The sequence below is a fragment of the Segeticoccus sp. genome (genome assembly GCF_035708005.1).
Genome location: NZ_DASSTI010000092.1, coordinates 1 through 10,991 on the forward strand (window position 1 = coordinate 1; position 10,991 = coordinate 10,991).

Genomic DNA, 10,991 nt, shown 5'->3' on the forward strand with positions numbered 1-10,991 from the left:
GCCCGGCCGGGCTGGCCGCCGAGGGGTACGTGCTGGCCAGCGGGCTGGAGCGCGGGCACGGCGTGGTGGCACTGTCCGGTGTGGACGGTGCCGGCACGTTCTACGCGGTGCAGACGCTGCGGCAGCTGATCGGCCACCACGCGCTGCCGGCGGTGACGGTGCGCGACTGGCCGGCGATGCCGATCCGCGGCACCATCGAGGGCTTCTACGGCACGCCGTGGTCGCACGCCGCGCGGCTGGACCAGCTGGACTACTACGGCGCGCACAAGATGAACACCTACGTCTACTCGCCCAAGGACGACCCCTACCTGCGGGCGCAGTGGCGCGACGCCTACCCGGCCGACAAGCTGGCCCAGCTCAAGGAGCTCGTCGACCGCGCCGAGGCGAACCACGTCAAGTTCACCTACGCCCTCTCGCCGGGACTGTCCGTCTGCTACAGCTCGGCCGCGGACGAGCAGGCGCTCGTCGACAAGTTCCAGTCGCTGTGGGACATCGGGGTGCGTGACTTCGCCGTGCCGCTGGACGACATCAGCTACACCAACTGGAACTGCGCGGCCGACAAGGAGAAGTTCGGCACGGGCGGGGCGGCGGCCGGCAAGGCGCAGGCCTACCTGCTCAACGCCGTGCAGCGCGACTTCATCGCCACCCACGAGGGTGCCTCGCGGCTGCAGATGGTGCCGACGGAGTACTACAACGTCAGCGAGTCGGGCTACAAGAGGGCGCTGCGGGAGGACCTCGACCCGGCCGTCGTCGTGGAGTGGACCGGCGTCGGCGTGATCGCGCCGACCATCACCACGGCGCAGGCGGCGCAGGCGAAGTCCGTCTTCGGCCACGACATCCTCGTGTGGGACAACTACCCGGTCAACGACTACGTGACCGACCGGCTGCTGCTCGGCCCCTACGTGGGCCGGGACGCCGGCATGACGGACTCGCTCCACGGCATCACCGCCAACCCGATGATCCAGCCGGAGGCGTCCAAGATCGCGCTCTTCGGCGTCGCGGACTTCACCTGGAACGACGACGCCTACGACCCGCAGCAGGCGTGGCAGGCCGGGATCCGCGAGCTCGCCGGCTCCGACCCGCAGGCGCAGGCGGCGCTCGCGGCCTTCGCCGACCTCAACTACTCGTCGCGGATCGACGACCAGCATGCACCGGCGCTGTCGGCGAAGGTGGACGCCTTCTGGTCGGCCTGGGAGGGCGGCGACGACTCGGCTGCTGCCCCGCTGGACGACTACTTCGCGCTCGTGCAGTCCCTCCCGGACGTGCTCGCTGCGCAGATGCACGACCCGGCCTTCCTCGACGACACCCGGCCGTGGCTCGACTCCGCGGCGGCGTGGGGCACGGCGGGGCGCACCGCACTGCGGATGCTGGGCGACCAGCGGCGCGGCGACGGCGACGCCGCGCTGCAGGAGCGGGCCAAGCTCGCCGGCCAGGTCACCACGGCGACGTCGTTCGTCTACCACGGCCTGCGCGGCTCGACGACCGTGGTCGGCGACGACGGCGTGATCGAGAAGTTCGTCAACGGCGCCCTCGCCGAGAGCGACCGCTGGCTGGGGATCGCCGGCCAGCACGTCTCCCCGTTCAGCTCCCTGCCGGCCTACCACGACAACGCGCTGACCCGCATGCTCGACGGTGACCAGGGGACCTGGTTCTGGAGCAGCCGGGCGGCAACCGTGGGAGACACGGTCGGGGTGGACCTCGGCAGTGTCCAGCCGATCACGTCGATCGAGGTCGACATGGCCAAGTCCGGCAGCCCGGACGACTACCTCCACCGCGCCGAGCTCGAGCTGTCGACCGACGGCAAGACCTGGACGGGGGTGGCGGCCACCACCAGCGCCACGGTGCAGGCGACGTTGCCGGCCGGCACCACCGCCCGCTACGTGCGCCTGCGCGCCACGGGGGCGCAGGACAACTGGGTCGTCGTGCGCGAGTTCAGCGTGCGCGGCCCGGACGCCAACCGGCCGACCGTCGAGGGCTCACCGGCGCCGGCCGCCGGGTCCCGCTTCGCCGACGTCGTCGACGCCGACCTGGACACCGCCTACACGGCCGCGAGCGCGCCCGCCGGGGGAGACGCGCTCGTGGTGCACCTGCCGAAGGCCCGGCCCCTCGACCTGGTCGAGGTGGTCGGTCGCGGCAGCGCGCAGGTGCAGGTCCGGGCCGAGGGCTCCTGGACCACCGTCGGCTCCCTGTCCGGCGGCGGCTACACGGAGGTCGACGGCCGGGGGCTGACGGCCGACGCGGTGCGCCTGCTGTGGCAGGCGGGATCGGCGGCTCCATCGATCGCCGAGGTCATCCCTCGGTATGCCGACCAGCCGGCGGCCGAGCTGTCCCTCACCCCGGCGGCCGCGGACCTGCAGGTCGGTCAGGACACCCGGGTCACCGTGACGGTCAGCTCCGCCCGCCCGCAGACGGTGCGCGGATCGTTGCTCTTCGGCACCGTCGACGGTGTGTCCGTGGACCCGGCGCACCAGTCCGTCACGGTGCCGCGCGGGGCGCAGCCGACGCTCTCCGCCACCGTCTCCGGTGGCTCGGTCGGCACGCATGCCGTGCCCGTGACGCTGGAGCGCGACGGGCAGGTGCTCGCCCGGGCGGAGCTGAAGGTAGCCGTCCACCCGGAGGTCTCCGCCACCAACGTGGCCCTGGCCTCGAACGGGGCCACGGCCACCGCCTCGAGCGTCGAGCTGGACCTTCCCCAGTTCACGCCCGACCACGCCATCGACGGCGACACGTCGACCCGCTGGTCCTCCGGGTATGCCGACGACGCGTGGCTGCAGGTCACCTTCGCGACGCCGCAGGACGTCGGCAAACTGGTGCTCGTGTGGGAGACGGCACACGCCACCGACTACCGCATCGACGTCACCACCGACGGGTCGACATGGCAGCCCGCCGCCACCGTGCACGACAGCGCTGGCGGCACCGAGACGGTCTGGGTCGACGCCCAGAACGTGCGGGCGGTCCGGATGCAGGGGGTCAAGCGGGCCACGAGCTACGGCTACTCGATCAAGGAGCTCGAGGCCTACCCCGTCGCCGGCTGAGCCGCGGGCCCGGTGCTATCGGCTCGAGGGGTGCAGCAGCCGTGGCGGCTTGGTCAGCCGCGGCGGCGCGAGCCCGAGTTCGTGCAGGACCGCCTCGGGGTGCGGCCAGCTGCGGCCGGTCGGCAGCGCCAGGATGACCTGGAGGACGGCGGGCGGTGCGTGCCGCCCGATCCCCCGCTCAAGGAGGTCCTCCCGGTCGGCCGGGAAACAGTGCTCGGAGCCGAGATAGGGCAACAGATCGTCGGCGCGCGCCGGCGAGACGTCGATCTGGTCCGCGAAGGGTGAGTGTCGGCTGGCGGTAGGTGTGGTCGTGCTCATGGGCGACCTCCGGTAGGCACTCTGTCGCCCCAACTGCTCGAGGCTGCCCTCAGTGTGCGGCTTTGTTTCTCCTGCCGCAAGAGGAAAATTCATTGCGGCGAATTGTCCACCGGATTCGACGGATCTGCCTGAAGAATCACGGAATTGACTGCTCAACTGTTGCGTCGCCAACTATTTCCGGACCAGGCGGTAGTCCCATTCGCGAGCCCCGGTGCCCCGGAGGAACCGGGAGCTGTGGCTGCGCCAGTCGAGCAGCGAGGCCGCGCCGGACCGGTCGACCAGCTGCCCCGTGCGCGTGTAGCGACGGCTGTCGTGGGCGGCGAGGGCATCGTCGACCACGTCGCCGAGATCCCGGTGGACGGTCACCCAACGGCGCCGGTCGGGGTCGGCCAGCTGGTCCAGCCGGGGGACCGGGTCCTGCCGGTGCTCGAGGGCGAGGACGCGGACCCGCTCGGGCACCGGCAGGCGGGCGATCGGCGCTCCGGCCGCGACCACGTGTGTCACCCGGAAGCGGCGCGCGAACGCCGGGGAGGCCGCGAGCGACGCGGCGAGGATGCCGCCCTGGCTGTGCCCCGCGAGCATGACCGGCTCGGCGCCGGGCGCGACCCCGGCACCGCGCATCGCGTCGGCAAGCGCGGCGGCGACGCCACGCCCGAGCTGGGTGCGCTGCTCGCCCATGAGGCGCAGGTCGGCGGTGAGGTCCACCGGGTTCGGTCCGGACACCGGGTCCCACTGCTGGGTGCCGGGCAGCTCGACGACCCAGGCGCCGGACCCGTCGGTCTGCCGCACCCGCACGATCCGGACCCGGCCGGGCCCCTGCTGCGGGCAGGCGGGGCCGTCGGCGGGGTGGCACCGCAGCAGTGCCGTCTGGTCCCGCATCAGGTCGGCCACGCCGGTGGGTGGCGGCACCGGCCGGCCCGTGGCTCCGGGCACGGCCACCACGGGGCGCCGGTCGTCGAACCACCCGAGCTCGGCCGAACCGGCCAGCAGCGTCGCCACCTCGTGGGGATAGCTGAGCGGCACCCCGCCGGTCAGGTCGAGCGCCGTGCGGGCACCGCCGACCAGGAGGTCGGTCGCCCAGGGCACCTCGTCGAGGGTCTTGCCGAGCGCCGCGAACGGAGTGGTCCCGAGCCGGTCGGCGAGGTCGTCGCGCCAGGGGTCGATCGGCTCCGGCACGGGGGCGTTGGCGACGACCCAGCCGGTCCCCGCCCGCTGCAGCGTCACTCCGATGAAGAGGGCGGAGGACGACAGCCCCATGGCCCGCTGCGCGATCTCGAGGGCCGAACGTGCCGCCGCCTCGGCCTCCCGGTAGGCCCGTGCCGCGCACCGCAGCTCGTCGGCGACGCCGTCGATCGCCAGGCCACGAGCCACGAGTCCGGTCGGTCCCGCGACGGTGCTGGCCAGCCGCCCCTCGGCCCGCGCCGCCGTGGCCGGGCTGAGCAGCACCGATCGTGGGGGGACGGCGGCGGCGCACTTCACGGCCCGGGCCGCGACGTGCCGCACGTCGTCGCCGACGCCGTCGAGCACTCGGGCGGCCGACTCCATGTCGGTCAGGCAGGCGGCCGTCCCGGCGAAGCCGCCCTCCACCCGCAACCGGGTTGGCGCCGGTGGTGTGTCGTTGCCGAGCGGGGCGGGCGACGGGACCGTCATCGGTGCGGCTCCTCCACGGCGGCGACCTCCACGGCCGCCGCGTGGGCCAGCAGCAGGCGCGCCGCGTCGTCGAGCTCCCCGGCCAGCGCGGTGAGCCCGACCACCTCCTCGTGGACCCGGTCGCGGTAGCGTCCGGCCGCGGCCGAGACCCAGTTCACGCCGGTGGCGCTCAGGGCTTGGTCACGCGTGGCGCGCAGCTCGTCGGCCAGCCGGGCCACTGCCCGGGCCAGGGCACGCACGTGCGCTGCCTCTGCGCTCGCGCCGCTCGCCCCCACCATGTCCAGGACGGTATGGCGGGAAGCGGTCGCCCGGGCAGCCCGCACTGGTGGGGTGTGGACGGCGGGTGCGGTGCGGCATACCGATGGGGACGCGCGGGCGGTGCCGGGACGGCATACCGCTGCCCGTGGGCCCCCGGGGGCTGTCAGTTGGTGGGCTCGGGCTCCGGTGCCGGCTCGGGGGCGGAGTCCAGGTCTTGCTGTCCGTCGCCACGGCGGACGGCGGCCAGGAGCATGTTGGCCACATCCACCACCTCGACCTCCTCGCGGGCCTGGCCGTTGGACTGCTGCTCGGTCAGGCCGTCGCTGAGCATGACCCGGCAGAAGGGGCAGCCGATGGCGATCCGGTCGGCGCCGGTGGCGACGGCCTCGGCGGTGCGGTTGTTGTTGATCCGGGTGCCGAGCTTCTCCTCCATCCACATGCGGGCGCCGCCGGCGCCGCAGCAGAACGAGCGGTTGCCGGAGCGCTCCATCTCCTTGAGCTGGACGCCGGGCAGCGCACCGATGAGCTCGCGGGGAGGGGAGTAGACGCCGTTGTGCCGACCGAGATAGCAGGGGTCGTGGTAGGTGACCAGCTCGCCGGTGGAGGCGGCGCCGGTGGTGTCGGCCTCCTCGGGTCGGGCGACCGGCACGAGCCGCTTCTCGCGCACGAGCCGGTTGAGCAGCTGCGTGTGGTGTACGACCTCGTAGTGGCCGCCGACCTGCGGGTACTCGTTCTTGAGGGTGTTGAAGCAGTGCGCGCAGGTGACGACGATCTTGGTCACCTTGGCCTCGCCCAGAACCTCGACGTTCTGCTGGGCCAGCATCTGGAAGAGGAACTCGTTGCCCGCGCGGCGGGCCGGGTCGCCGTTGCAGGACTCCCCGTCGCCGAGGACGGCGAAGGAGACGCCGGCGGTGTGCAGCAGCTCGGCCACCGCGCGGGTGGTCTTCTTGGCGCGGTCCTCGAAGGCGCCGGCGCAGCCGACCCAGAACAGGTAGTCGATCTCCTCGGCCGACTCCACATCTGCCCCGAGCACCTTGACCTCGAAGGGCAGGTCCTTGGCCCAGTCCAGCCGGGCGCGGGCGGACATACCCCAGGGGTTGGCCTTGTTCTCCAGGTTCTTGAACAGCCCACCGAGCTCGCTGGGGAAGGCGGACTCGATGAGCACCTGGTAGCGGCGCAGGTCCACGATCTCGTCGACGTGCTCGATGTCAACCGGGCACTGCTCCACGCAGGCCCCGCAGGTGGTGCACGACCACAGCACGTCGGGGTCGATGACCGCGTCCCCGCCGGCGGGGTTGTAGGCGGCCAGTGGGTCGTCCCCGTATGCCGTCTCACCCACCAGTGCGCGCTCGGAGGCGGCCTTGGCGGTCGCCAGGGAGGGGTCGTTGGTCAGGTTGGGACCCGGGCGGCCGCCGTCGCCGTCCTGCTCGGCGGCGGCGCGCTGTTCCTCGGTGGCCAGCAGCCAAGGCGCCTTGGCGTGGGCGTGGTCGCGCAGGCCCATGACGAGCAGCTTGGGCGACAGGGGCTTCTCGGTGTTCCAGGCCGGGCACTGGGACTGGCAGCGGCCACACTCGGTGCAGGTGGTGAAGTCCAGCAGGCCCTTCCAGGTGAAGTCCTCGACCTTGCCCACGCCCAGGGCGGCATCCTCGTCGAGCTCCTCGATGTTCTCGAAGTCGACCGGCTCGCCGCCGACGTGGATCGGCTGCAGCGGCCCCAGGGAGGTGCCGCCCTCGGGGTGGCGCTTGAGCCAGATGTTGAAGAAGGCCAGGAACCGGTGCCAGGCGATGCCCATCGTGGGGGTTCGGGCGATGGTGAGCATCCAGACCATCGAGATGATCAGCTTCAGCGCGGCGACCACGACGATCGCCGAGCCCAGTGCGGACACCGAGTGCCCGGTGAGCCACTGGCCGTACCACGCGGTCAGCGGGAAGTGGAGTCCGCTGGCGGCGGGGTCACCGTGCGCGCGCCCGAGGGCGTACTCCAGACCGCGCAGCAGCAGCACGCAGATGACCACCCCGACGATGACGAGCTCGACGAAGTAGGCCTGCCAGAAGGTCGACCCGAAGAACCGGCTGGAGCGGCCCTGCGCCCGGGGGTGCTTGGCCTGTCGGATCACCATCAGCGTCAGGATCCCGGCGAACGACAGCCAGGCGATGACCTCCACGGCCCACTCGTACGGCACGAAGTGCGACAGCCACGGGAAGGCGAAGTCGGGGTTGAACAGCTGGCCGTAGGCCCGCAGCAGCGTGATGAACAACAGCCCGAAGGAGATCATCACGAACCAGTGGGCGACCGCGACGCGCGGGATCTTGGCCATCCGGGTGTGGCCCAGGAACTCCCGGATGAGGTTGGTCGTGCGCTGCCCCGGCTCGTCGGTGCGTCCCGGCGCCGGCTGCCCCAGCCGGAACACCTGCACGTACCGCGCCACCGTGCGCACGAACAGCGCGACGGCCACCGCGGTCAGGGCCAGGACGATGACGGTGGCGACGATCTGCAGTGCCGACATGACGGGGAGTCTACGAACAGGAGGCGCACGGCATACCACCGCCGCGCACCTGCTGCGGATAGGGGCATAACGACGTGTTGGAATACGGATAAAGGCGCCGGGGTTGTCGCCCCCGACGTGTCCGCTTCGCAGGTTCGAACGAAAGGTCTCCGCCGTGCCCATCCATGACGACATCCTCGCCACCGTCGGCCACACCCCGCTGGTCCGGTTGAACCGGCTGACCGAGGGGCTCGACGCCACCGTCACGGTCAAGATCGAGGGCGCCAACCCGGCCAACAGCGTCAAGGACCGCATCGGCGTGGCCATCGTCGACGCGGCGGAGCAGTCCGGCGAGCTGAAGCCGGGCGGCACGATCGTCGAGGCGACCAGCGGCAACACCGGCATCGCGCTGGCCATGGTCGGGGCGGCCCGCGGCTACAAGGTCGTGCTGGCCATGCCCGACACCATGAGCCGCGAGCGGCGGGCCCTGCTGCGGGCGTTCGGCGCCGAGCTGGTCCTGACCCCGGGTTCGGGCGGCATGTCCGCCGCCGTCGAGAAGGCCGAGGAGCTCGCTGCCCCGGAGGGCAACGTGCTCGCCCGCCAGTTCGAGAACGAGGCGAACCCGCGCATCCACCGGGAGACCACCGGTGAGGAGATCTGGGCCGACACCGACGGCAAGGTCGACATCCTCGTCTCGGGGATCGGCACCGGCGGGACCATCACGGGCGCCGGCCGGCTGCTCAAGGAGCGCAAGCCGGACGTGCAGGTCGTCGCGGTGGAGCCGGCCGAGTCCGCCATCCTGTCCGGCAAGCCCGCCGGCCCGCACAAGATCCAGGGCCTCGGTGCCAACTTCGTTCCGAAGGTGCTCGACACCGACGTGTATGACGAGGTCGTCACCGTGGATGCCCCGACCGCGGTGGAGCACGCCCGGCGGGCCGCCACGGAGGAGGGGATCCTGTGCGGCATCTCCTCGGGCGCGGCGATCGCGGCCGGGCTCCAGGTCGCGGCGCGGCCCGAGAACAAGGGCAAGCTCGTCGTCGTCGTGCTCCCGGACTTCGGTGAGCGCTACATCTCGACGATCCTGTTCGAGGGCCTCGCGGACTGACGATGGCCTTGCTCATGAAGACGACCGCGCGTTCCGGGACGGAGCGCAGCGCTCGGCGGGCCAGCCCGATCCAGCGGCTGGGCCGGGTGGTCGCGGGGGTCCGCGAGGACCTCGACGCCGCGGTGGCCCGCGACCCGGCGGTCGACTCGCGGCTCGAGATGTTCCTCGCCTCGCCGGGCTTGCACGCGATCTGGACCTACCGGCTCGCCCACCGGCTGTGGGAGCAGCCGCGTGGGCGGCTGGCCGGGCGGATGCTGTCGCAGCTGGCGCGCGCCGTGACCGGGGTGGAGATCCACCCCGGGGCGCAGATCGGCAAGCGGTTCTTCATCGACCACGGGATGGGCGTGGTGATCGGGGAGACGGCCGAGGTGGGCGACGACGTGATGCTCTACCACGGCGCCACGCTCGGCGGGCGGACGATGCAGCGCGTCAAGCGGCACCCCACCGTGGGCAACCGGGTCACCGTGGGTGCCGGAGCCCGCATCCTGGGCCCGGTGACGGTCGGCGACGACGTCCAGGTCGGCGCCAACTCCGTCGTCGTCAAGGACGTGCCGAACGGTGCCGTCGCCACGGGCGTCCCGGCCCGTATCCGCCTGCCGCAGGCGGGGCAGGACCCCTACGAGCTGATGTTCCAGGACCCGGCCATCTGGATCTGAGCCGTCTGCCGGCGGGACGTCGCCCGACCGCAAACTCAACTGGCAGTACTCGGCGTCCGCGGCCGAACCCGTGCCTAGCACGCGGCGCGGTCGAGGGCACTGCCAGTTGAGTTTGCGATGCCGCGGCCCGGTGCCGGTTCTCGGCCGGCAACGGTAAGGACTTCGTCAAGTTCATTGACCCCGTTCGCTCGGCCTCGCTAGCGTCACAGGACATCAGACGTCCGATATCGGATATCCCTGCCATGGAGGAGTCCCGCTGATGTCCCATCGTCCCCGCCGGTCCCGTCGCCCGCTGGTCGCCGCCGCCCTGGTCCCCGGCCTCGCGCTCGCGTTCGGCGCGGCCCTCGGCCCTGCGGCCAGCGCCGCCCCGTCCACGAGCACGACGGCCTCCGCCTCGACCGACGCCAGTGGGCTGACCTCCCAGAACCTGGCGACCGCGGGTGCGGGATCGCCGTACTACCGGATCCCCGCGTTGGCGACGACCACGCAGGGCACACTGATCGCGGCCTACGACGCGCGGCCGACGCTGGGCGACCTGCCCAACCACATCAAGATGGTCATCCGCCGGAGCACGGACGACGGCCGGACCTGGCAGACCCAGCAGGTGGTCCGGGAGGACCCGGCACCGCACGGTTACGGCGACCCCAGCCTGGTGGTGGACCACGACACCGGGCGGATCTTCCTCTTCTATGCCGCGGGCATGAACCAGGGCTACTTCGGGTCGCACACCGGCACCGACGAGAGCGACCCGGACGTGCTGCAGGCGGACTACAGCTACTCCGACGACGACGGGCGGACCTGGCAGCACCGGCGGATCACCCACGAGATCAAGGAACCGCAGTGGGGCGGCATGTTCGCCTCCTCGGGCAAGGGCATCCAGATCAAGCGCGGGAAGTATGCCGGCCGGCTGGTGCAGCAGTACGCCGTCCGCTACCAGGGCGGGAACTGGGCGATGAGCGTCTACAGCGACGACCACGGGCAGACGTGGCACCACGGCAAGCTCGTCGGTCCGGGGATGGACGAGAACAAGGTGGTCGAGCTGGCCGACGGACGGCTGATGCTCAACAGCCGCTCCGCGAGCGGATACCGCAAGGTGGCCTACTCCACCGACGGTGGGGAGACGTGGAGCCAGCCCGTGGACGACCACCAGCTGCCGGACCCGTCGGACAACGGGTCAATCCTGCGGTACAACCGTAACGCGGGCCCGAACAGTCCCGAGGCGCACAAGCTGCTCTTCAGCAACAACGAGAGCCAGTCGGCCCGCGAGAACCTGGTCGTCAAGCAGTCCTGTGACGACGGACGGACCTGGCCGATTCGCAAGGTCGTCGAGCCGGGCTTCGCCGCCTACTCGACGCTGGAGCGGCTGCCCAACGGCAACTTCGGCCTGCTCTGGGAGAGCAACGGCTACCGCAACATCACCTTCTCCAGCTTCAGCCCGGACTGGCTGGGTGGTGTCTGCGCTCCGCTCCACGTCGCCGTGCCCG

At 71.9% G+C, this 10,991-nt stretch carries 8 protein-coding genes; 4 read left to right on the forward strand and 4 right to left on the reverse strand.

Annotated elements, in window-relative coordinates:
• The coding region (locus tag VFL99_RS09675) for a beta-N-acetylglucosaminidase domain-containing protein (protein WP_325106140.1) at nt 1-3,035 on the forward strand (3,035 nt) is incomplete at its 5' end.
• 15 nt (nt 3,036-3,050) lie between these two features.
• On the opposite strand, the gene VFL99_RS09680 is transcribed toward VFL99_RS09675, so the two are convergent.
• The 4 genes from VFL99_RS09680 to VFL99_RS09695 all read right to left on the reverse strand — a co-directional run bounded on the left by VFL99_RS09680 (nt 3,051) and on the right by VFL99_RS09695 (nt 7,767).
• Entirely contained in the window at nt 3,051-3,353 is a 303-nt protein-coding gene (locus VFL99_RS09680; protein ID WP_325106141.1) for a DUF2795 domain-containing protein, read from the reverse strand.
• Nucleotides 3,354-3,524: 171 nt separating this feature from the next.
• Nucleotides 3,525-5,003, reverse strand: coding sequence for a hypothetical protein (locus VFL99_RS09685; protein ID WP_325106142.1), 1,479 nt, complete (start codon nt 5,001-5,003; stop codon nt 3,525-3,527).
• Nucleotides 5,000-5,281 carry a hypothetical protein gene (locus VFL99_RS09690; protein ID WP_325106143.1) on the reverse strand — a complete coding sequence of 94 codons (282 nt, stop codon included), beginning with the start codon at nt 5,279-5,281 and terminating at the stop codon, nt 5,000-5,002. Before VFL99_RS09690 ends, VFL99_RS09685 begins: the two co-directional genes overlap by 4 nt.
• Before the next feature lie 143 nt (nt 5,282-5,424).
• Nucleotides 5,425-7,767, reverse strand: coding sequence for a (Fe-S)-binding protein (locus VFL99_RS09695; RefSeq protein WP_325106144.1), 2,343 nt, complete (start codon nt 7,765-7,767; stop codon nt 5,425-5,427).
• 154 nt (nt 7,768-7,921) lie between these two features.
• Here VFL99_RS09695 and cysK point away from each other — a divergent pair, with 154 nt between their 5' ends.
• From cysK to VFL99_RS09710, 3 genes are all read left to right on the forward strand, one after another.
• On the forward strand, nt 7,922-8,851 hold the full coding sequence (gene cysK / locus VFL99_RS09700; RefSeq protein ID WP_325106145.1) for a cysteine synthase A: 930 nt from the start codon (nt 7,922-7,924) through the stop codon (nt 8,849-8,851).
• A gap of 2 nt (nt 8,852-8,853) precedes the next feature.
• Nucleotides 8,854-9,507 carry a serine O-acetyltransferase EpsC gene (epsC, locus tag VFL99_RS09705; RefSeq protein ID WP_325106146.1) on the forward strand — a complete coding sequence of 218 codons (654 nt, stop codon included), beginning with the start codon at nt 8,854-8,856 and terminating at the stop codon, nt 9,505-9,507.
• Nucleotides 9,508-9,766: 259 nt separating this feature from the next.
• Nucleotides 9,767-10,991: sialidase family protein (locus VFL99_RS09710; protein WP_325106147.1), on the forward strand; the 1,225-nt coding region annotated here is incomplete at its 3' end.

Coding starts and splice junctions, on each gene's coding strand:
- VFL99_RS09695 (WP_325106144.1), bottom strand. CDS start 7,767: ATGTCGGCACTGCAGATCGTCGCCACCGTCATCGTCCTGGCCCTGACC.
- epsC (WP_325106146.1), top strand. CDS start 8,854: ATGGCCTTGCTCATGAAGACGACCGCGCGTTCCGGGACGGAGCGCAGC.
- VFL99_RS09680 (WP_325106141.1), bottom strand. CDS start 3,353: ATGAGCACGACCACACCTACCGCCAGCCGACACTCACCCTTCGCGGAC.
- VFL99_RS09690 (WP_325106143.1), bottom strand. CDS start 5,281: ATGGTGGGGGCGAGCGGCGCGAGCGCAGAGGCAGCGCACGTGCGTGCC.
- VFL99_RS09685 (WP_325106142.1), bottom strand. CDS start 5,003: ATGACGGTCCCGTCGCCCGCCCCGCTCGGCAACGACACACCACCGGCG.